The following is a 21,857-nucleotide window of genomic DNA, read 5'->3' on the forward strand; positions in this document are numbered from 1 at the left end:
CTCCCAACGCATCGGTGAAGCGGGCGAGGTCTCGGTCGGCGCGACGCCGTACCTCGATCACGTCCTCCTGCAACCGGGGGGAGGCGACCGCTGACAGGGCGCGGTCGGCGACGTCGTCGCCACGCAGGTCAACGACGTGCTCCCAGCCGATGCCGGACAGCAGCGGCGCGAATTTGCGTGAGTACGCCAACGGGATGGCGGGGGTGCCCATGGACAGGGCGTTCAGACACGCGTGCATGCGTGAGCCCAGCACCACTCGGGCCGAGCCGACGGCATTGCGCACCTGGTCCAGGGCGTCTGCTCCCTGCGGCACGATCACCTCCACCTCCCCGAGCTCGCGTTGCAGATCTGCCAGCGGATGGCGGTCGTTGTCGCCGGCGGACTCGTCGGGCCCGACGACGTGCGTCAGCAGGGTGATGGCGCGCCCCTGCGCCTGCAGGCGGTGAGCGATCTCAAGCACATCGCGCCGGTAGCGGGCGGCGTCGACATGAGGATTGTCGTCCCAAAGGAGTCCGGAGACGTTGAGCACCACGTCCCGGGTGGTCGCCACTGGCGGGTGGTCGATCGCGAAGACCACGTCGGTGGACTCCACGTCCACGGGCCGTCCCAGTCGCGCCGCGCAGGCGGCCGAACGCGCATCACGGCTGGCCACGAGCCGGGCATGGTTCAGGGCACGGCGGGCCATACGGGCGCCGCGCCGGGTGTTGAAGGGACCGATGGTCTGGGGAGTGAGCACTAGGGGGACGCCAAGATGGTGCAGGACCTCAGGGAAACGAGACATGTTGCGCAGGCGCTCCAGCCCATAGATGTCGGCGAAGGAGTCACCGGAGCGAGTGTCCAGCACCAGGTCGAAGGAGGCAAGCCAGTTGAACAGGCCGTGCGCGCCGGTCACGCGTTCCTTGAGCAGCCCCCTCCGACTCATGAACAACGACGTCGGGGCGTCTCCATGCCCGGTGCCTTGAATCTGAATCTCCGCGTTCGGGAACACCTTTGCGGCGACCGCCCGGGTACCGACGGCGAGCGCCCGCACGCCGAGGTTGGGCTGATCGAGCGAGGCCCAGAGGATCAGAATGCGCATGGATTCCTTCGTAGCTGGTGAAGACGTAAGGGCCGTGAGCGCAAAACCGTTATCGCTGGAGGGCCGGTACCAGGCTACCCCGAAACCCGCCCACCAAGAGGCTACTGCCACCACTCATAACCACGGGCAGAGCCATCAGCAAGTGATATTGCACACGCAAATCCGGCGATCATCCCCGAACACATGAGGCGACCGGTAACGTCCTGCATGAATGAACGAACTCATCATGACTGTCGTGCACCAGTACCACGCACTGACTCTGCGGAAGGTCTACCCGTGACTCCCGATCGCATCGTTCGGGCCCTCCGCAGACGCTGGCCCGTCGTCGCCGCACTTTCCCTGTTGGCGGCTGTGCTCGGAGTCCTGAGTGCCGCGGTAACACCCCCCGTCTACCGCTCCACCGTCACCAGCATCCTCGCCGTCTCGTCCTTTGACGGAGTCAGCAACGTCACGAGCGCCGCCAACATCATCAATACCGTCGCCCCCACCCTCGCCGAGATCAGTACCTCACGCTCAATGCTCGACTCTGTGGCCGCAGAAACTGGTATCCCTGCCGAGGAGACTGCCGCACACATCACGGTCTCCAACCCCACCGACACTCTGTTGATCGTCGTACGAGCGACAGGCCCCTCACCGGATCAGGCTGAGGCTATAGCCGCTGCAGCGACCCATGCACTCGCCGAACATGCATCGTCGATGAACGTGACTATTGGATCCACCAACGTACATTTGTCGCTGTCGGAGGTTGACGCTTCACCCACCGCCCAACTCATCGGCCCCTCCAAGTCACGTTATGGAACTATCGGGTTGATCGTGGGCGGATGGTTGGGGCTGGCGGTGACGCTCGCCCTGGAGACGGGACAGCGGACGATGCACGCAAACCCGTCACCACAACCGCGCCCCAACCGGCCGTAGTCCGGTCTACGCTGCTGTCCTCATGACAGAGATCCGCCCGCCGCACTACCGGCGCTCAACGACTTCCGCAAGATGCAAGCCGCTCTGACCCCCACCCGGAGGAAGGTGCTCGCAGGTGCCGTGGTGGCCACGGTGTCCTGGCGAACGAGCCTGGCGTTCGGCATCAACCTGGGCGACATAGTCGCGATAGCACTTCTGCCACTGACCTGGAGGGCATCACGGCATTCGCGGGTGATCGGTCTACTAATGCTGTGCTCGCTGACGGCGATTGCGGCCGGCGTGGCATTGGCGCTCGCAGCCGCCGGGGAGTTCGTCGTCGTACCGAGCGGGGCAGTGTCCGCGATCCTCGCAGCGGCTGCTATCCCGGTCGGCGCAACCGCAGTCATTTGGGCCGTCCAGGAGCTGGGCGTGGATCTTGCCGCCGCATGCTTCACAATCGGACTGCTCATAGACGCCTCAATCCGCGCAGTCTCACTCGATAATCCCTGGAAGTTCGCCTTCGGCCTACCCACCAGTGTGCTGCTGCTGGCTTTGGCGCACAGGCGGAGTCGCACAAGCGAACTGCTCGCCGCAATCCTCCTAACGGTGGTTTATTTGCTCAGCGACGCCAGATCCGCGGTCGGTTTCCTCCTAGTCACCGCCACAATCCTGGCGTGGCAGGCGGCCGCAGCACGGACCCAGGTGCGTTTGTCGCGCACAGCCGCTGTCGGGACACAGGTCTCTCTCATCGCCATACTGGGAGTGTGCGCCGGAGCGGCGGTACTGGCAGCATCATCAGCCGGCTACCTCGGCGAAGCAGCACAGACTCGCACCGCAGCCCAGTCCGCATCTTCAAACATTCTGACTGCTGCACGCCCGGAGATGGGCGCAACACTGGCCCTGTTTCAGCACCGCCCTTGGGGCTATGGCGCCGGAGTGGCACCTCGCTACAGCGATATTCGGGTGGCGATGGACGGCATGCACGCTCTCGGATATGACCCAGACAACAATTATGTCCTGCATTACATGCTTGGCGGCGGCCATTTCGAACTGCACTCCGGATTGGGCGACATGTGGGCCGTGTTTTCGCTTCCCGGACTCGCACTCGGACTGCTCGTGATCGCGTGTTCTTTGCTGGCATCGGTGCGCACGTTGGCCACACTGCGCTCCCGGGGATGGATGATTTTCATCGCTGTCGCCGTCGTTTGGAACTGTCTGTTCGGGCCGTTCAGCACCATCGTTCCTTATATGGAGCTGGCCATTGCCGCGGCAGTTTGTTTACCACCTGTGGCTGCGCGAACAGCATAGGGCCCCATACCCGGCCCGCATGAATCTGCGATCTCTGGGTACGGGGCCCTATACATGAGCGCCCACTGTGCCGGCTACGCGAGCCTCTTGACTACAAGGTTGTCCACTCGCAGCGTGAGCCTGGACGAATCGGCTTCTCCGGACGTATATGTGACGAGACCCACCGAACCGGCCTCTGAGAGCAGCGCATCGGCATCCGTCACCTCGATGCCCCATTCCTGTGGCTCCTCAACCTCGCCGATCCACGCCTTCGCCTGGAGCTTCGTAGACTCGGCACCATCGACTACGAACCTGACGTGTAGTATTTGGCCGGCGCTGTAGGTTGCACTTAACCTGGAAGTGCCGAGCGTCGTCTCGGTTCCACCGACCTTCTTCGAGACCGCCATCTGCACCGTCCCATTGGCAGTCGTGTGGAATCCAACCTGGTAGAGCCCCGAGGAATTGGCACGTCCAATATAGCTGACATAGACGCCACGTCCGCTGGGCATTTGGTCGAGAACGAAATCGACGGTGGAGTCGGTGGAGGTCGACTCAACTACCGGCGATGACACCGAGTTCGCCGTACCCGCACCGGTCATCGTCATCAGGCCGGCCGATCCGTCCACCGACATACGGCTCACCCCGTAGTTGGCAGTCCAGACGGCCCCGGAATCCGTGGTGCCCCAGCCCCTGCCGGTCTCACGCGTGAACGAGTCGGAGATGAGCACGTCATCCGCCAACGCGCCCGCTGCGTCCTGCCCGTCGTCGGGATCGGCCTGCTCGGCAGGATCCTGTTTCGGCAGCTCACCGGTGGTCCCGAGGGTGTGGTGGGCGGCCACCTGCTGGGCGCTCAGTGCCTTCCCGTAAACGGCGACCTCATCGATCGATCCGGCCAAGTAACCGCTCGAGCCCGCATTGGGCAGCCCCGAGTTGGTGTCACCACCAATGCGCCAGTACCCGGTGTAGGACTGGCCCGAGGTCATCGCAGCATCCGAGGCCACGGCCTCGCCGTCCAGATAAAGCACGGAGCCAGCGGTTGGATCAGTGGTAGCGACGACGTGGTGCCAGGCATTGTCGTTGTATCCCGCAGCGGAAGAGATCACCTTGGTGGAGCCCGGGTACAGCATGTAGGTGACGGTCCCGTTGTTGCTCAGGTAGAGCATGCGATCCTTGTTGCCGCTCTCGGCGTCGCTGCGGGAGGAGAATCCGACGATCTCGCCACCACTGGTGCTACTGGTGCGGAACCAGGCCTCGACGGTGAATGCAGCCGGGGCTGTCGATGCGGAGGTCTGCGCCGCCCAGGACGAGCTCTGCCCCCGGTTCCGGTTCCACCAATTCCACCAGTTCCCGTTGCTGGGCGAGAACGTGACCGATGCTCCCTGGGTAAGGAAAGTCTGTGACCCAGTGGTATAGCTGGAACCGCGGTAGGTCAGGTTCTTGCCGCCCAGGACATCAGCGGCGGTCTTGGCACCTGAGGCATCATCAAGCGGCCAGTAGTTCACCGCCCCGTCACCGATCACCTGTTTGCCGTATTCGGCCATTCCCTGACCCTCACCGGCAGTGATAGTGACCCAGTCGGAACGGGTCGACGCCCCCCAAGGGTCAGTGACCACAACAACATACTGGTGGGTTGATCCCGGGTCGACGGTATCGGACGCGGCCAGCGCGGGAAGCTCCCAGAATCCCGCCGTCACGTCCTGCACAGAGATCGGCTCACTGTCCAGGCTGTCGCGGTAGACGGCGTAGGAGAGTGTCTTGTCATCACGGTCCCAGTTGGCGGAGAAGCTAAGACTGACCATGCCGGCAGCCGGGCTGCTCGCCGACAGCTTGTAGCTGCCACCCTTGTTCACAGGCCCCTGCTCATTGGGAGCGAGGTCACGTCGCGCAAAGCGGGTCAGTCCCTGCTGGGACTCCCCGTTAACGGCGGTGAACTCACCACCGTAGACGATGTAGTCGTTGTTCCCGTCAACCGACCATGTTGCCTGCCCGAGCCCCGTGTAGGTGCCGGGGGTGAAGTCGGGGTACCAGTTGAGGTTCGTGGTGGCCGGCTGTCCGGCGAAGTTGTAGTAACCGGAAGCCGTGTTGGTGCCGACGACGCCCGTCGCATGGTTGGCATAGGCGAGCACGTAATGGTAGTTCTTGGTGTTGTCGGGGAAACCGCCGATATTCGAGCAGTCATGCGCATGATTCGCCGCATAGACGACGTCACCGCTGGGGAACACGCTGTATGAGTCGCCATGGCAGTCGGCAAGGTACGCCACGTCTCCGGTCGCCCAGTCCGCACGGAAAACACCCTCCAAGTTACCGTGTGAACGGTTCTGGGTGTAAGCGGCGCCGTACAGCCCCTGCTCATCCGCCTTCAGATCCATAATGCCGCCGTAGGTATTGCCGGACTTGACCACGGAGGTGAGCCTGTTCTTACGCACGCTGCCGTCCTGCTCAAGGATGGCCATGCCGTAACCGGGACTGGTGGAGCCGTTGACCGAGGTGAACGAGCCACCGATGGCCACCCCGGTGCCGTTCGGCTCGGCGGCGATCGTACGCACGCTGAAGTCGGGGATGTTCGCCTTTAGGTCAAGAAGCTTCTTGGTTGTCAGATCCACGGCCGCGAAGCGCAGGCGCTCCTGGTTGTTCACCTGGGTAAAGGCTCCGCCCACGTATAGCGTCGATCCATCGGCCGACACCTCCACGGCGAACACCTTGGCGTTCGCCGCAGCCGTGAGGGGCTTGCGCTCGGCGGTGACGGGATCTATCGCAGCGACCCTCCACACGGTCTCGCCGTTCACCTGAGAGAAGGCCCCGCCGATGAAGAGGCGGGAGCCGTCGGGCATAGCCGCAATCGACTGGATCGCTCCGTTGGTCTGCGGAGCCCAGTCCAGCAGATCACCGGTGGTGATGTCGTAGGCGAGAGCGTTGGTGCGGGTGGCCGTGGCGTCGGAGCCCGCCGGCCGGACGGTGGTGAACTCGCCGACGACGTACACGGTATTGCCGACGACCACCTGATCACGCACGACCCCGTTGACGACCTGTGGGGTCGGGAGCGCATCGGCGGAGACGGTGTCCGGCAGGACTTCCGCGGCATCACCCTCCGCTGCCTGAGCCGATGTTGAGGCCATTACCGGCAAGGCCACCAGCGAAGATGTGACCAGCAGCGCCAAGGCGCGGCGAAGCAGACCGATGTGTTTCACACAACCTCCAGAGTTGGGCGGGGAGAGACGGGCCGGCAAGTCTCGGAAAGGCGTCCCGCCGGGTCCCGTCGAAGATGAAGTATGGCCACATAAAACGCCGTACGGGACCATTTCGTAACACGATCACGTCCGACCGCTCCCCAACCGATATGTTGAGATGCTTTCGACTCTAAACCGTGATTTTAGGAGGTGGGGGCGACGCCCTGGAACACCGCCGCCCGACTCTGCGCCCCCAGGTCCACTACGATACTGACGTTCTCGCGTAGTTCCTGCGGAACCACGAAGGCCATGTCGATGGTCACGGCCTCGCCGGAGGCCAGCGACGCCGGGATCTGGTCCGAGGCCGAGAGCATCTGTGACGCGGGAACATCCTCCTCACCCGCCGCCACCGTGACCACGAGTCCTGCAAGTGACAGCTCATCGGCGCCGGTGTTCGCCACCGTGACGGGGATGATGATGCCGTCGCCGGAGACCTCGTCGGGAAGCGCGGCGTCGAGATGCCGACTGCTCAGCTCGCCGATGGCCACGGTGACGGAGTCCTCGAGCGCAACCGCCTGCGTCAGCTCAACCGGGTCGAGCCAGTCGGCACTCATGTCGCCATCGGCGAGCGCCTGGTCCTGATCATCCGGGGCCGGCGACGGGATCATGGCACCGGTGGGAACCGCGGCGGGCCTTGCCGTGGACTGCGTCGGCGCGACGCTGGATGCGGCCGACGCATCCGACGATGTGGTGTCCGTGGAGTTTGAGCATGCGGCCACCATCAGGAGGGGCAGAATCAACGCTCCGGAGTAACGAATCATCTTCACGGGCTAAACAGTATAGGAATGCGGGTGCATGTACCGTGTGAACCTGCGCCCCGTCCCGAGTCGCTCAAGGAGTTGAGTATGTACCTTGCCCACCTTCTCCCCGCGCCACACCGGCACCCCTGGCGATGACGGATTCCCGCATGCACGCCACGGTCGCGATCCTCACCTTCCACCGCCCGGAGCAGGTGTGCGAGACGGTGCGGCTGGTCCACGCCCAGGCCGCAGCCGCCCCGCCGTGGTGCGAAGTCGACGTGCTGGTCGTGGACAACGATCCGGCCGCCTCGGGTAAAGAAGCCGTCGAGTCCCTGGGGCTGGCGGGGGTGCGCTGCGTGGTGGAGCCGGTTCCGGGCATCTCCGCAGGTCGTAACCGCGCCCTGGATGAGGCATCAGCCTCGGGGCGCGACCTCCTGCTGTTCATCGACGACGACGGAACGCCGGTATCCGGCTGGCTGGTACGCATGTTGGAGCGCTGGCGGGAGACGGGCGCGGCCGCCGTCGCCGGCTGGGTGGACACCCGCTACCCGACTCGCCCCTCCCCCTGGATCCTCGCCGGAGGCTTCTTCGAGCGGCGCCGCTTCCCCGACGGCTCCGAACGGCCCGCGGCCGCCTGCGGGAACCTCCTGCTCGACCTGCATCAGCTCGGCGATCTCCGCTTCAACGGGGCGCTGGGGCTGTCGGGAGGTGAGGACACGCTGCTGACCCGCACGCTGGTGGCTCGGGGCGGGCGCATTGTCTTCGCCCGGGATGCGATCGTCGTCGACCACGTGGCCACCGAGCGGATTACTCGCCGCTGGGTGCTGGCCCGCCAACTCAGCCATGGCAACACCTCCGGCCTGCTTGACCTGCACTTCGGCACCGGCCCGATGACACGAGCGCGCGTGCTGGCAGGCGGCGCGGGCAGGGTCGCCGTCGGCCTGACGCGCGCCGGCTGGGGAGCCTTACGCCGCGACCTGAGCGCCGACGCGCGGGGCTGGCGCTTGGCCGCTCGCGGAGCCGGCATGACCCTGGCCGGCCTGGGGCTGTCATGGAACGAGTATGCGCGTTCGACTCAGCCCCTGAGCCGGCTGGTCCGAGCGCCCCGCTCCCTCACCCCAGGTTCCTTCCGCCGCGAGGAGGACGGTTCACGATGACCATGAAATCATTGCTCAGACGGCCTGCGGACGCCCTCCTCGGCCCCGTGATGGGATCAGTGATGAGTGTGCGTACGCGTTCTCGTCAGGTGGTGCTGACGTTTGACGACGGTCCCCTGCCCGGCAGCACCGAGCCGCTTGCCACCGTCCTGGCCGATCACAACGCGCAGGCGACCTTCTTCATGCTGCTCACCCGGGCGCGACGCAGCCCCGGCCTGGTCCGTAACCTCCTCCAGGCGGGCCACGAGGTTGCCCTTCATGGGCTCGATCACCGCCGGGTCACCACCCTGCCCCGCCACGACCTCGCCCCCTGGCTGCGGGACGCCCGCGCCGAACTGGAGGACATCGCCGGCGTGCCGGTGCGCTGGTTCCGGCCGCCCCACGGCGCGCAGTCCCCGCGCAGCCGCCTGGCCGCGTCGGCGGCGGGGTTGACCACTGTCCTGTGGTCCGGCACGACCTGGGACTGGAAGGACGTCTCCCACGAGGAGCGCGTCGCGCGCGCCATGCGCGACGCCGTCCCCGGGGCGATCCTGCTCGCCCACGATGGTGCCGCCGACGCCTCCGATCTGGCGACGGAGGAAGCCGTGGGCGGGGTCGACAAGGTGGCGTTGCTGTCCGAGGTGCTCACGGGCCTGGAGGAACGCGACCTGTCCGCGGTGTCACTGGGAACGGCGCTGACCGCCGGCACCCCGGTCCGTCGGCTCAGTTTCTCGCATTAAGGACGGTTGCAGCCCGAGGCCGCCATGCCGACCGGCCGCGTTCAGGACTCGAACAGGCTGGTCACCGAGCCGTCGTCGAAGACGGCCTTGATGGCACGTGCCAGCAGCGGCGCGATCGGCAGCACGGTCAGGGAGTCGAAGCGCTTGCCGGGGGCGATGGGAAGGGTGTCGGTGACCACCACCTCGCGGGCGCCGCAGCCCGACAGGCGCTCGACGGCGGGGCCGGAGAGCACGCCATGGGTGGCGGCGACGATCACATCCTTAGCGCCGGAGGCCAGCAGTACCTGCACGGCCTTGGCGATGGTGCCGCCGGTGTCGATCATGTCATCCACGAGCACGCAGGAGCGTCCCTCCACGTCGCCGACCACGCGGTTGGCCACGGACTCGTTCGGCCGGGTGACATCGCGGGTCTTGTGGACGAATGCGAGCGGCACCCCGCCCATGGCGTTCGCCCAGCGCTCGGCGACGCGGATGCGTCCCGCGTCCGGGGAGACCACGGCGGCGTTGGCCACGTCGATGCGGCGGCGGATGTAGTCCACCAGCACGGGTTGGGCCCACAGGTGGTCCCAGGGGCCGTCGAAGAACCCCTGCTCCTGGCTGGAGTGGAGGTCCACGCTCATGATGCGGTCGGCGCCGGCGGTCTTGTACAGGTCGGCGACGAGCCGGGCGGAGATGGGCTCGCGCCCCAGGTGCTTCTTGTCCTGCCGCGCGTAGGGGTAGAAGGGGGCGACCACGGTGATGCGCTTGGCGGAGGCGCGTTTGAGCGCGTCCACCATAATGAGCTGCTCCATGATCCAGTCGTTGACCCGGTCTCCGTGGGACTGCATGACGAACACGTCGCAGCCGCGCACGGACTCGTTGAAGCGCACATAGGTCTCACCGTTGGCGAAGTCGTAGGCCGTGGAGGAGAGCACCTCGGTGCCGAGCTCGGAGGCCACGTCCTGGGCGAGCTGCGGGTGGGCCCGGCCCGAAACGATGACGAGCCGCTTCTCGCCCTTGGTGATGATGCCGGTCATGACGTGGTTCCTCTCTCGTGGCCGGTGCGGTCCGGATTTCTGGGCTCGGACGGTGGGAAGAGTCGGTCAGGCCGGTCTTCCGGCGGCAGGCAGGTCCGATCCGAGCAGACTGAAGGGGGCGACGACGGCACCCGCCGGGATGTCGGCGTCCGTCAGCACCGAGTACGGCCCGACGACGGCGCCCTCACCGATGCGGGTGGCCCCGCGCAGCAGGACGCCGGGCTCCAGCCGAACATCGCGGGCGAGCTCGACGGTGACGTCCACCCAGGTCCCCGCCGGATCGACGACGCCGACGCCCTGCTCCATCCAAGCCGAGAGGACGCGCCGGTTGAGTTCGGCGCCGAGCGAGGCGAGCTGGGCGCGGTCGTTGCAGCCCTCGACGAGCCAGTGGTCGGTTACGGCCAGCGCGGAGGTGGCCCGTCCTTCGCGGTACGCGTGAGCGACGACGTCGGTGAGATAGACCTCGCCCTGGTCATTGTCGGTCCCCAGAGTGGCCAGGGCCCGGCGCAGGTGGGCGGCGTCGAAGACGTACACGCCGGCGTTGACCTCGTTGACGGCGAGCTGAGCCGGGCTGGCATCACGCTGCTCGACGATTCCGGTCACGGCCCCGGCGTCGTCGCGCAGGATGCGCCCATAGCCGGTGGGGTCGTCCAGCACCGTGGTGAGCACGGTTACGGCGTCGTCGTGCTCGGCGTGCTGACGCACGAGCGCCCGCAGGGTGGCGGTATCCAGGAGCGGAACGTCGCCGCTGGTGACCACCACCGGTCCGACCAGGTCCTCGGGTAGGGCCGCCAGCCCGCAGGCGACGGCGCGTCCGGTACCGGGAATCTCATCCTGGTCGGCGGGAAGGGCGTCCGGGGCGAAGTCGGCGAGCTCGGCCACGACCGCGTCGCGCTGGTGGCGCACCACGACCACCAGGTGCTCCGGCTCGAGCCCGCGGGCGGCCACGACGGCGTGCTCCAACAGACTGCGCCCACCGATGCGGTGCAGCACCTTGGGCAGGGACGAGCGCATGCGGGTGCCCTTGCCGGCGGCCATGACGATGACGGCGGCGGGGGAGGTGGAAGCCACGGGTCCTCTTCTCAGTGGATCTCAAGGTGAGGCTCAAGGCCGCTGGCGGCCCGGCGATGCCATCCTACGTCGCCCGCCGCCAGGCCCCAACCCGATCCGCGCACCGTCTATTCAGCCGGCGCGACTGCGTGGCGTCGTGCCGGCTCGGTTCCGCCCCCAGGATTCGAACCCGGCTCTCAAGGCTCCAAAGGCCTGCGTGCTGCCTCTACACCAGGGCGGAAGAGCGCCCGTGGCCGACCGTGCGGCCGGGCGCCGGCATAGTTTCTCATACTCTCGCCGCCGCTTCTCCCGCATCTCGGCCTCGCAACCGACCATTGCACCTTGGCAACACGATTGCCTGCATTCCTTAGCCGCCTGCTAGCGTGCATCTCGCTATTACCGCGGAGACAAGGTCGGCGCTCATGGTATTTCAGGCGCCGAACAGACGAAGGGAGCTCTCGTGATACAGGTTGAAGCCTCAGCACACGCCGAGGCCTATGCCGGCTCCGGCTCCCCACTGACCGTCTCCACTCGGGCGGGACAGCTACTGGTACTGATCACCAGTTCGCAGTGGGGCCACATGGGCAAGGCGGGCGTCCCGGAGGGGTGGGAGCACTCTTACTCGGACGGAACCGACAGCGCGAATCGCTCTGGCTCCATCGCTTGGACACGAGCCACCCAGACCGGCGAGGTGACTGTCCCCCAATGGTGGCACTCCGGTACGAGCTACGCCGCACGACAGCGAGCGCTCCTCCTGGCCCTGTCGGGCGTGGAACCGGGCTCGACTCCTGTGCTCACGAACTGGACGACGACCCGCCCAGCAGCGCCTGCTCCTGGCCTGCTCATAACTCAGCAGCATGGATCTAAAGGTGTGCCGCTCAACGCCTTTACCGTGACGGGCGGGCAGATGGTCTATGACGGCCAGGCAAGCACAACCGCTGCATGGTCATCCCTCCGCGTTCTCCTCATCTCCGACTCAGGAAGTTCGATAACAGAGACCAAGACGGCCGCCACCACCGTGTGGGCGGCGGTCGGACTACAGCCTGCGCAGGACTCGGCTACGACCGTGAACGTGTCCGTGCGTCGAGCCGATGAGCAGACAACCTCCAGCACCCAGGCCGTGTTGAACGAGCCGGTGAGCGTCGACGTGGACACTCTGCTTTCACGTACGGGCAGTTGGATGATCGCCCACCGAGGAGGCTCGGCCGACTGGCCAGAGATGAGTCTGCGCGCCTATAGCGAATCCGCAACGCGGGGCATACCGGCCATGGAGTTCAGCTTCAATCTGACTGCCGACGGTGTTCCCGTGGGCGTCCACGACCGGAATCTCCAGGGCGTTGACGCTGGCGCTCCAACCACGCCGGTCGCCCAGATGACCTGGGCCGAGGTGCGCCGATTCACCACCAAGGGTGAGCCCTTCACGCGGCTCGATGACCTACTGGCCGCCTATGGCGACGACCACGTCCTCTTCGTTGACCCAAAATACAGCGCAGCCGCACATGAGACCTACCTACCATGGCTGGATCCGGAACACACGATCCTCAAGTTCTTCGGCGACGCCACCTGGCTGGCAACAATCTGGCGCAAGGCGGGCTTCCGCACCTGGGGTTACGTTTACGAAGAGCACATCACCAGCGGTCAGGCCGCCGTCTGGGCGCCTTACTGGGACGTACTCGGGGTGCCCTGGCACGCGAGCGACGCCGCCTGGCAGACCGCCGCTGGATACGGTGTGCCGCTCATCGGGCACATCTGCGAAAGCCAACGGGCGCTGGATACCTGCATCAACCACGGCGCGATCGGCGCCATGTGCGCAAAAGTTGATGGGATGGTAATTTCATGAAAGCGTTGTCAATGACCGCTCGACACCTCGCCCCGGGTACATCAAACATGCCATTCTCACTGAGCCGACGCCGATTCGGCCTGGTCGTCGTCGGCGGCACAGCGATGGCTCTCGGCCTCCCCTTCACAGAACCGTCGGCATGCGCCGCCGCCGCGGAGTTGATCGTCGGACCTGCAGCTGTCATGAACGGCAAGACGGTGCTGCGCGTGGCGACGAACTCGGCCGGCACCGACCTGCTGACCTGCACCGGCGCCTTCAAAATGGCATCCATGGGCTACACGCCCGGGAAGATCCGACTGCTGTCACTCAGTCGCGGACTCGGCCTGCGCCCACTGAGCGAGCAGCCCGCGGTGAACAGCACCACCGCGGACGCGTCCCTGAATGCTGCCTTCGCCGTCTTCGACGAGGTCACAGGCAACGACGATGTTGAGGTGCTCTTCCCCGGGCTGGGCCTGATCGAGTCGGTGCCCGTGGTGGCCTCAAATCAGGCACCATTCTCACTCGCCTGAACAGCGGTCGCGATGGGGATCACCGCGGATCCCGCCCACACAGCCCGGATGCACGGCTAACCTGGTGTCCTGACACAACGCCTTGGAGACCCGCCGAGCTCGCGTGGTGGCTCGTGCGGGGATTGGCATGATGAGGGGGCACCCATGAGCCAAGACGAGGCTGACCGGATCGGCGGCCTGCTGAAGTTGGCGCCACTGTGGCTGGCGCATCTCGTTCTCGGCGTCATCGTCGGAGTCGTATTCGCTACGATAAGCGGCCCGGTCTACACCTCCACGGCCAGCGCTCTTGTTGCCGCCGATACCAGCGACGGGGGTCGCAGCGTCTCCTCCGCAACGAACATCATCAATACGGTGATGCCGACGATTATCCAGCTCAGCACATCCGACTCGGTGCTGGCGGAGGTCGCGCAGACCACTGGGATCGACCAGGCCGAGGTGAAGCGCGCGGTCACGGTGACAAGCTCGACCAACAGCCTGATCATCACTGTCTCGGCTTCCGCATCGTCTGCCGAGACCGCGCAGGTGATCGCCGAGGCCGAGGTCACCGCGTTGCGTCGGGTAGTATCGGAGTTGTCAATAACCCCCCAGGACGAGACGGGCCTGTCTTTGACGGACGTAGACGCCGCCTCTCTTCCCTCTGCACCATCCGGCCCCTCAAAGGCACGTTACGGAGCAGTCGGCGGCATCATCGGAGCCCTGATCGGCCTTGCAGTCTCGTTCCTACTGCTTCGCATCCGCGTAAGCAGCGACGACGAGGGCGCAGTCCAGAACACGGCCACTCCACCCGCGACACCGCCGACGCCTGAGTAGGCCACCATTCATGACGTAGACAACTGCACATGCGATCACACGACGATCACCACAGCGGTAGACCTATGTTACGCTGCTCACACGCCCCCTGAGTCGGAGTTACGTCATGAAACGCATCGCCCCCGCCCTTACTGTGCTGTTCACCCTCGTCTCAATCACTCTTTGCACTGCCCCGACCACGCATGCCGCGGCGGCTACGGACACGATCCACGTCAGCGCCTCGGCGGACGACAAGAGCGCGGACGGCACGGCAGCGCACCCCTTCCATACGATCGGCTCCGCACTCAAGGCCGCTGACCCTGGGGACACGGTGGAGGTTGACAGCGGCACTTACCGTGAGGGTGAACTGGTCCTCAACGGAGTCACGCTCAAGGCCAAGAATGGGACCAAGCCCGTTCTTACCGGCACCGAGGCGCTGGCGCGGGCCGACTTCACCGGCCAGAACGGCATCTGGACCAGCAAGCGCACTGATTTCGTGCGGTTCAACCAGGACGCCTCCACTAATCCCAAGAAGGTGGACGGCGATATGTCTCGCTTCCCGGAGGCCGTATTCTTCGTTGGAGCCGACGGAACCGCCGAGGAGCTGACCCAGGTGGATGACCCCGCCGAGGTCAAGCCGGGGACGATGACCTTCTACGTCAGGGACCTGGCCGCTGAGGAGAACCCCGCCATCGCTTCCCGGCTGGCGAACTCCGACAGCGAGTCCTCCTGGGTGCAAGGCCCACATACGGGCGCGCAGTACGTCCTGGGCTGCGACCCCGGCGACAATACTGTCGAGATAATCCAGCACGGCCGGGCTCTCACCATGACCGGCGACGGCGCGGCGGTGACCGGCCTGACGATCAGCAACTACGCGCCGATCCAGTCGTGGAGCTACGTCGAGCCGGTCTGGGGCACGAACGGCAACGCGACCATGGTCTTCAATGTTTCAAACAACTCGCGCATCGACCGGGTCACGTTCTCCGGCTCCCAGGCGGGACCCGCACTTCACATCGACGCCAATGACGTCACCGTGACGAATTCGGTTTTTACGGGGAACGGCAGCAACGGCGCCGGAGCGAATCGCGCTCACCGCCTTTTCATGTACGGAAATACATTCACAGGGAATGGCAATAAGAGTTTCATCACCGCCGCTTGCGGCGCCTACTGCACAGTGGCGGACCTCAAACTGACTCACAGCGATTCCCTGCGCCTCGAGGGCAATACCTTCGACCGCTCACAAGCGCTGCAGGACGATTCGGACGAGCCCCTCGACGCCTCCGACCTCAGCATGAACAAGGCGCGTCCCACCGCCTTCAACGCCCTGTGGCTGGACGAAGGTGTGATCAACTCGGTGATCGTGGGGAACTCGTTCATCAACATCGACCGCATCGCGATCCTGGACGAGATCGGCCAGAATAACGTCATCGTTTCAAACCTGATTCAGGGATCCAAGACCGGTATTCAGCTGTCCGGCAGCGCGCGCGACAAGGTCTGGAACAACACGATCGTCGGCACCATCGACCCGATCTACGTACGCGAGGACGGACGCATCGACGCATGCAACCTGTCGAGCGAGTGGGATACCTGCCCGGCCGGCTACGTCGAGAAGTGGAGCGCCGGAGAATACAACGGCGGTGACACCACCAAGCCAATGGCATGGGACTCACTGAACAACGAGCTGATCAACAACATCATCGCCTCTAAGCCACGGACGGCCTTCACCGATCCCGGCGCCAACAAGAATCATCGCTACACGAACATGATCCTGGTCGAGGCATCCAGGAACCTGCCGCGCCCGGACGAGGCGGAGGGAAGATTCGCGGGCGCCAACGAGCAGCTCGCCGAGTCCGACTACAACGTGTTCGTCCGGCCGCAAACCATAGATTCCGGCACGGGCTCCGACCGCTACCTGACCAACTTCGGCCTAGGCCCCGATTCCTGGGCCGTGTCCGAGACGCTCACGCAGGAGTCCCAGGCGCAGGGCCTGACGATTGCCGGCAAGGACTCCCACTCGCTCGACCTTCGCGCCGATCGCGGCGACTCTCCGATCTTTGTTCGCGAGACCAGCACTATCACCGACTACAGCGGCGACTACCGGATTCGGGCGGGCTCTCCGGCGGAAGACTCGGGCAAGCCGCTCAGCGCCGCGGTCGCGACCGCGCTCGGACTGCCGACGGGAGCAACGGTGGACAGGGGCGCACTCGTGAACGCCGCCTGGGACACCTCCACGTCGGACCTCGGCAGCAACACGCGTCTGAACGACGGCATCTGGGGCGACCAATTCGAGACCGCCGTCAGTGGCGGCTGGGGCACCTCCTGGTCGGTCGCACCCGCAGCGCGTTTCACCGGCGGTGCGGACGGCTACGGGGTCATCGCCATGCCAGAAGCCGGCGCAGGCTCCTCCGCCACCGTGCGCAACTACAGTTCCACAAGCACCCGCGTCAACGCCTACTTCACCTTCGCCGAGAACGGGGCGGGAGGGAGGACCTACGTCTCGATCGCCGCACGTGGCATCGCCGGGTCTTCGGACTGCTACTACGTGAAAACAGTCCTGGACAATGGGAGACTCTCCGCCAGCCTGATGAAGCGGGTCGGCCCGCAGGAAACCACGCTGGCCACGATCCCGGTGGAGGGCACGTTCAGCCCGGGCATGCGGGTGAATGTCGTCGTCGAGGCGGCGGGCACCTCGCCCACCACGCTGCGGGCCAAGGTTTGGTTGGGAGAGGCCTCCGCGCCCGCCGAGTGGGATGCCACGGCCACTGACGCTGAACCCAGGCTCCAGCGCCGCGGCGTCGTCCGTATCAACACCTACCTCTCGGGAAGCGCCACCTCAACCGGGCAGGCGCTGAAGTTCGCCGCGCTGAGTGTGGAGGATGAAACCAGGGTCCAGCCCTGAGCACCGGTGAGCTGGGCCACGGCCCGCACGGGGGGCGCGGATTCGACCTGCTGCGGCGTCTCAGCGTGCGTAGGGCGCGGTGTGCGGCCCCAGCAGCGTCGCCCGCAGGATGCCGCGGCCGCCCGCGGCGCGGTGCTCATGTTGCGCCCGCTGCGCCTGACGGTCCGCATCCTCGCCTCGGGATGCCAGGGCACGGGCCGAGCCGACCAGCCACAGCGCCGTACCACGCGCCGTAAACTCCAGGCGCCGCCGGGCACGCCGCCAGCCGCTCGTGTCCAGCAGTCGCACCCAGGCCCAGGTCTCGGCGTTACGACGGGCCCGGGTGAGCACCCACTCGCGGCTGGCCCGCTCGGAGGGAACGGTCTCGGAAACCACAGCCGCGTCGCACCAGACGAGTGCACCGGCGCGGGCGGTCAGCGAGCGGGTGAAGAAGGTGTCCTCCCCGCCGGTGAAGGCGAAGCGCGGATCGAATTCGAGTCCCAGGCGGCGCACCACGGTCATGTCCAGCAGCAGGTTGTTGGTGGCGGCACTGCGCATGGGCGTTCCCGTGGGGCGCTGCACCCTGCGGAATACGGGAGCCGATGCCATCCACGGATCCGGCTGCTGCTCAAAGACCGACTCCACTGGCCCCGTCACCCCGACCGCGCCAGTGTTCCGGTAGGTCGCCACCAGGGCGGCGAGCCAGCCGTCGGCCGGCAACTCGTCGTCGTCGATGAAGACCAGCAGATCGCGCTCAGCGGCCTCGCTCAGGGCACGGTTGCGCGCCGCCGACAGCCCCGGGGTGGGCTCCACGACCACATGCACGCGCCCATCCTGACCGACCCCGCCGGCATTGACGAGACGCTCACGGGCCGACCCCGCGGCATCGTTATCCACGATCACCACCCGCGCATCGACCTCCTCCAGGTCCTGCAGTTGCGAGAGCAGCTGCGGCACCAGGCCGGCCACCCGTTCGGGGCGCTTGTAGGTGCATACCGCCACGTCAAGGGTGAGCGGGCCTGCGGGCATGGGGAACTCCCAACGAATCACGGGAGTAGTCCATCGGCGTAGACCACTCGTGAATAGTCTTGGCATAGTATCATCGCCCCCGAGTACGCGGTCTCGCTGAGACGCTCCCCTTGGTTGCGACCACAACCACCCAATCGGACCCCGGTTAAGAAGATACGGCTGGCATGACTAACCTCTCCTCCACGGCAGTCATAGTCGTCAACTACGGATCGCACGAGCTGCTGGAGACCAATCTCGTCCCCCTTTCCGCCGACGCTTCCCCGAGTACCGGGACACCTCGGATTGTGATCGTAGACAACGCGACGACCCCCGCCGAGCGGGCAGCCGTGACCGCCCAGGCCCAAGCCCACGGCTGGCTGACGGTACTGCCCGACGCCAACCTCGGCTTCGGCGCCGGCGTGAACCTGGGCGTCCGAGCAGCACTCGACGCCGGCGCCCAGACGTTCGCCATCCTCAATCCGGACGCGACCATCGCCCCCGATCAGCTCGCCGCGCTCGTGGCGCATGTAGAGGCGGACCCCATGACGCTCGTCGCTCCCATGATCGTCGACGATGTCGGCAGGCCCGTCTTCTACGGCTACCGCGTGGACCTGACCGACGGCGCCACCCGGTCTCCACGCACCACTCTGATCCCGGGGCACCGTCACGCGGAATGGCTGACCGGCGCCTGCTTCGCGGTCTCCCGCCGGCTGTGGGAGGCGACCGGTGGCCTGGCGGAGGACTACTTCCTGTACTGGGAGGACGTCGACTTCTCCCTACGCGTACTGGCCGCCGGCGGTCGTCTGCTCAACGACACCGACATCGTCGCCCGCCATGTGGAGGGCGGAACCCAGCGCCCCCGCCGAGACGCAACCGGCAGCGAATCGGCGGACCCCGCCGGCGCGGCCGACACCACGTCGCGTGAACGGCCGGGCGGGCAGCGGCACTCGGCTACCTACTACTACTGGAACGTCCGCAACCGCCTGCTGCTGGGTACGCGCTGGGCACGCCGCGGAGAACTGGCCCGCTGGGTGCGGCGCACCCCCCAGGAGTCCTGGCGGATCCTCCTGCGCGGCGGCCGCCGTCAGCTGCTGACCCATCCCACCACCACCCTGGTGCCCGCCGTACGCGGGGCGATCGACGGGCTGCGTCTCGTCCACCGGGAACGCTTCACCCCACGAGAGAGGCCCAATGACCGCTAGCTCCACCGCCTCCGCCGCGTGGCCCGACCGGCTGCGCATCGCCATGCTCGGAACCCGCGGCGTGCCCGCACGCTACGGGGGCTTCGAGACCGCCATCGAGGAGGTCGGCCGTCGCCTCGCCGCACGGGGCCACCGGGTACTCGTCTACTCCCGCAACCCCGAACCGGACACGCCCCTGCCCCGCATGTATCGCGGCATGCGGGTGGTGGAGCTGCCGGCGCTGAAGAAGCGCTCCCTGGAGACGCTCTCCCACACCGCACTGTCGGTGCGGCACCTGCTGCCGCGCGTCCACCCGGACGTCGCCATCGTCTTCAACGCCGCCAACTCGCCCTTCCTGCCGGCCCTGCGCGCCGCCCGCATCCCCGTGGCCACCCACGTGGATGGCCTGGAGTGGCGGCGCGGCAAATGGGGGCCCACGGGCAGGCGCTACTACCGGGCGGCCGAGGCGCTGGCGGTGCGCTACTCGGACGCGCTGATCGCCGACGCCCAGGGCATCGCCGACTACTACGCCGAGGAGTTCGAGGCGGACACGGACCTGATCGCCTACGGGGCCCCGCAGGTCGTCGTCGGCACCGACCGGCTGGCCGAGCTCGGGCTGCGGGCCGACGGCTTCCACCTGGTGGTGGCCCGCTTCGAGATCGAGAACCACGTGGACGTGATCGTCGACGGCTACGTCCGCTCGGGGGCACGACTGCCACTCGTCGTCGTCGGCTCAGCCCCCTACGCGAATGAGTACACGGCCCGCATCGAGCAGCTGGCCGACTCCCGCGTCCGCCTACTCGGCGGGGTCTGGGACCAGGAACTGCTCGACCAGCTGTACGCGGGCGCGCTCGTCTACTACCACGGCCACTCCGTGGGCGGCACCAATCCCTCTCTGCTGCGCGCCATCGGCGCCGGGGCCGCCGTGGACGCGTTCGACGTCCCCTTCAACCGGGAGGTGCTCGGCGACGCCGGCCGCTACTGGGCCACGGCCGCCGACGTCGCCGCCCTGGTCGACTCCGCGGAGGCCGATCCGGACGCGCAGGCACGCCGCGGGGAGCTGTCCCGCGGCCGGGCCGCCCTGTACGACTGGGATGAGGTGACCGATCGCTACGAGGCACTGTGCCGCCGCCTGGCCGAACAGGGCCCCCGACGCCGGCGCCCCTCCGGACGGCGAACGGGGGCATTCCCCGCATGAGTGCTCCCACCTCACCCCGGTCCGACTCACCCCTGGTGCTGGTCGCCCACCCGTCCCCCGACCTGTATGGCTCCGACTGGCAGCTAGTGGAGACCATCACCGGACTGATCGAGTCCGGCTACCGCGTCAACGTGGCCCTGCCCGAGGAGGGTCCGCTGGTGGGTGTACTCGAGGGTGTGGGGGCGCGCGTCGCCGTCGTCCCCTTCACGGTGCTGCGCAAGGCGCTGCTGAGTCCCCGCGGTCTGGCGGTCCTGGCGGCGCGGGCGCCCGGCGAACTCGCCCGGCTGCGCGGCCTGATCAAAGCCTGCGGCGCCGACCTGCTGCTGGCCAACACCGTGACGATCCCGTGGTGGCCGCTGGCGGGACGTGCAGCCGGCGTGCCGGTGCTGTCACACGTGCACGAGGCCGAGGACACCCAGCACCTGCTTATCCGCGCGGGTCTGAACGCACCACTGCTCGCCGCCACCCGGATCGTGGCCAACTCCGAGGCCGCCCGGCAAGCGCTGCTGTCCGCGCAGCCGCTGCTGGCAGGGCGCACCCGGGTAGTGCACAACGGCGTGGCGGGCCCGCCGCAGTCACCCGCCCCGCTGCATGAACGCGCTCCCCACGCACCGCTGCGGATTGCCATGGTGGGCAGGCTGTCCCCCCGCAAGGGCGTGGACGTGCTGCTGGATGCGGTCGCGCTGCTGCGCGAACGCGGTGTCGACGCCTCGCTGGAGGTGGCCGGCTCGATCTTCCCGGGCTATGAGTGGTACGAGGCGCAGCTGCGCGAGCGTGCCGCCGCACCGGACCTGGCCGGGCACGTGGATTTCCTCGGTTATGTCCACCCGACCTGGCCGGTGCTGGAACGGGCGGACGTCGTCGTCGTGCCCTCGCGGCAGGAGCCCTTCGGCAATACGGCCGTGGAGGCCATGCACGCCGCCCGTCCGCTGGTCGCCTCGGGCGTGCAGGGCCTTAAGGAAGTCGTAGACGACGGCGTCACCGGCCTGCTCGTGCCCCCGGATGACCCCGCGGCGCTCGCGACTGCACTGGGCAGGCTCGCCGCCGACCCCGACCTCGCCGCCCGCCTGGCCCGGTGCGGGGCGCAGGAGGCGCGCACCCGCTTCAGCGTCGCCGGCTACCGGGCGGCCATGACCGCGGTGGTCCGCAATCTCATCCCCGCGTGAAGGCGTCAACTGTTGGGTGGTGCGACCCCATTAGCGCGGCCGCGTCACCCGTTACCTTGTTTGTGGTCGCCGGTGAAGGAGTGCCGGTGGCTGGGCCAGCCGCTGTGGGCATGATGTCTT

Annotated in this window: 17 protein-coding genes and 1 tRNA gene; 11 read left to right on the forward strand and 7 right to left on the reverse strand. The window is 66.9% G+C overall.

What is annotated here, in order from left to right:
• Positions 1-1,078: polysaccharide pyruvyl transferase family protein (locus DRB06_RS12800; RefSeq protein ID WP_146750893.1), on the reverse strand; the 1,078-nt coding region annotated here is incomplete at its 3' end.
• Positions 1,079-1,354: 276 nt separating this feature from the next.
• On the opposite strand from DRB06_RS12800, the gene DRB06_RS12805 reads away from it, so the two are divergent.
• Positions 1,355-1,993: a Wzz/FepE/Etk N-terminal domain-containing protein gene (locus DRB06_RS12805; RefSeq protein WP_159097690.1), complete on the forward strand. Its 639-nt coding sequence runs from the start codon at positions 1,355-1,357 to the stop codon at positions 1,991-1,993.
• A 123-nt stretch (positions 1,994-2,116) separates the two neighbouring features.
• Positions 2,117-3,280 (forward strand): hypothetical protein, encoded by a 1,164-nt coding sequence (locus DRB06_RS12810; RefSeq protein ID WP_146750891.1) that lies wholly within the window; start codon positions 2,117-2,119, stop codon positions 3,278-3,280.
• 74 nt (positions 3,281-3,354) lie between these two features.
• Here the strand turns inward: DRB06_RS12810 and DRB06_RS12815 are convergent, their stop codons facing one another.
• Both DRB06_RS12815 and DRB06_RS12820 read right to left on the reverse strand, forming a co-directional pair.
• Positions 3,355-6,447 carry a LamG domain-containing protein gene (locus tag DRB06_RS12815; RefSeq protein ID WP_309300298.1) on the reverse strand — a complete coding sequence of 1,031 codons (3,093 nt, stop codon included), beginning with the start codon at positions 6,445-6,447 and terminating at the stop codon, positions 3,355-3,357.
• Positions 6,448-6,629: 182 nt separating this feature from the next.
• A complete protein-coding gene (locus DRB06_RS12820) occupies positions 6,630-7,253 on the reverse strand; it encodes a hypothetical protein (RefSeq protein ID WP_146750892.1) in 624 nt (207 codons plus the stop codon).
• A gap of 140 nt (positions 7,254-7,393) precedes the next feature.
• On the opposite strand from DRB06_RS12820, the gene DRB06_RS12825 reads away from it, so the two are divergent.
• Positions 7,394-8,383 carry a glycosyltransferase family 2 protein gene (locus DRB06_RS12825; protein ID WP_258522264.1) on the forward strand — a complete coding sequence of 330 codons (990 nt, stop codon included), beginning with the start codon at positions 7,394-7,396 and terminating at the stop codon, positions 8,381-8,383.
• A 62-nt stretch (positions 8,384-8,445) separates the two neighbouring features.
• The gene (locus DRB06_RS12830; RefSeq protein ID WP_181575271.1) at positions 8,446-9,102 is read left to right on the forward strand and encodes a polysaccharide deacetylase family protein; all 657 of its coding nucleotides are present in this window, start codon (positions 8,446-8,448) and stop codon (positions 9,100-9,102) included.
• Between the two features lie 41 nt (positions 9,103-9,143).
• Here the strand turns inward: DRB06_RS12830 and DRB06_RS12835 are convergent, their stop codons facing one another.
• The 3 genes from DRB06_RS12835 to DRB06_RS12845 all read right to left on the reverse strand — a co-directional run bounded on the left by DRB06_RS12835 (position 9,144) and on the right by DRB06_RS12845 (position 11,409).
• On the reverse strand, positions 9,144-10,118 hold the full coding sequence (locus tag DRB06_RS12835; protein ID WP_111820157.1) for a ribose-phosphate diphosphokinase: 975 nt from the start codon (positions 10,116-10,118) through the stop codon (positions 9,144-9,146).
• Between the two features lie 66 nt (positions 10,119-10,184).
• Positions 10,185-11,189, reverse strand: a complete 1,005-nt coding sequence (locus tag DRB06_RS12840; protein WP_108968416.1) for a bifunctional N-acetylglucosamine-1-phosphate uridyltransferase/glucosamine-1-phosphate acetyltransferase — start codon at positions 11,187-11,189, stop codon at positions 10,185-10,187.
• 148 nt (positions 11,190-11,337) lie between these two features.
• A tRNA-Gln gene (locus DRB06_RS12845) sits at positions 11,338-11,409 on the reverse strand.
• 219 nt (positions 11,410-11,628) lie between these two features.
• Here DRB06_RS12845 and DRB06_RS12850 point away from each other — a divergent pair.
• The 4 genes from DRB06_RS12850 (at position 11,629) to DRB06_RS12865 (ending at position 17,205) form a co-directional block, all read left to right on the forward strand.
• Positions 11,629-13,008: a glycerophosphodiester phosphodiesterase family protein gene (locus DRB06_RS12850; RefSeq protein WP_108968419.1), complete on the forward strand. Its 1,380-nt coding sequence runs from the start codon at positions 11,629-11,631 to the stop codon at positions 13,006-13,008.
• Positions 13,009-13,055: 47 nt separating this feature from the next.
• The gene (locus DRB06_RS12855) at positions 13,056-13,517 is read left to right on the forward strand and encodes a hypothetical protein (RefSeq protein WP_111890598.1); all 462 of its coding nucleotides are present in this window, start codon (positions 13,056-13,058) and stop codon (positions 13,515-13,517) included.
• Between the two features lie 144 nt (positions 13,518-13,661).
• On the forward strand, positions 13,662-14,327 hold the full coding sequence (locus DRB06_RS12860) for a hypothetical protein (RefSeq protein WP_111820158.1): 666 nt from the start codon (positions 13,662-13,664) through the stop codon (positions 14,325-14,327).
• Positions 14,328-14,433: 106 nt separating this feature from the next.
• Positions 14,434-17,205, forward strand: a complete 2,772-nt coding sequence (locus DRB06_RS12865; protein ID WP_111820159.1) for a right-handed parallel beta-helix repeat-containing protein — start codon at positions 14,434-14,436, stop codon at positions 17,203-17,205.
• Between the two features lie 60 nt (positions 17,206-17,265).
• Here DRB06_RS12865 and DRB06_RS12870 read toward each other — a convergent pair whose 3' ends face one another.
• Positions 17,266-18,213 (reverse strand): glycosyltransferase family 2 protein, encoded by a 948-nt coding sequence (locus tag DRB06_RS12870; protein ID WP_181575272.1) that lies wholly within the window; start codon positions 18,211-18,213, stop codon positions 17,266-17,268.
• Positions 18,214-18,377: 164 nt separating this feature from the next.
• Here DRB06_RS12870 and DRB06_RS12875 point away from each other — a divergent pair, with 164 nt between their 5' ends.
• The 3 genes from DRB06_RS12875 to DRB06_RS12885 are packed head-to-tail and all read left to right on the forward strand — an operon-like array spanning position 18,378 to position 21,737.
• Positions 18,378-19,394 (forward strand): glycosyltransferase family 2 protein, encoded by a 1,017-nt coding sequence (locus DRB06_RS12875; protein WP_108968429.1) that lies wholly within the window; start codon positions 18,378-18,380, stop codon positions 19,392-19,394.
• Positions 19,384-20,571, forward strand: a complete 1,188-nt coding sequence (locus DRB06_RS12880; RefSeq protein ID WP_111820161.1) for a DUF1972 domain-containing protein — start codon at positions 19,384-19,386, stop codon at positions 20,569-20,571. The genes DRB06_RS12875 and DRB06_RS12880 overlap by 11 nt, the downstream gene beginning before the upstream one ends.
• The gene (locus DRB06_RS12885; protein WP_111820162.1) at positions 20,568-21,737 is read left to right on the forward strand and encodes a glycosyltransferase family 4 protein; all 1,170 of its coding nucleotides are present in this window, start codon (positions 20,568-20,570) and stop codon (positions 21,735-21,737) included. Before DRB06_RS12880 ends, DRB06_RS12885 begins: the two co-directional genes overlap by 4 nt.
• Positions 21,738-21,857 lie beyond the last annotated feature (120 nt).

Source organism: Actinomyces sp. Z5 (assembly GCF_003287795.1).
GTDB classification, from domain to species: domain Bacteria; phylum Actinomycetota; class Actinomycetes; order Actinomycetales; family Actinomycetaceae; genus Actinomyces; species Actinomyces glycerinitolerans.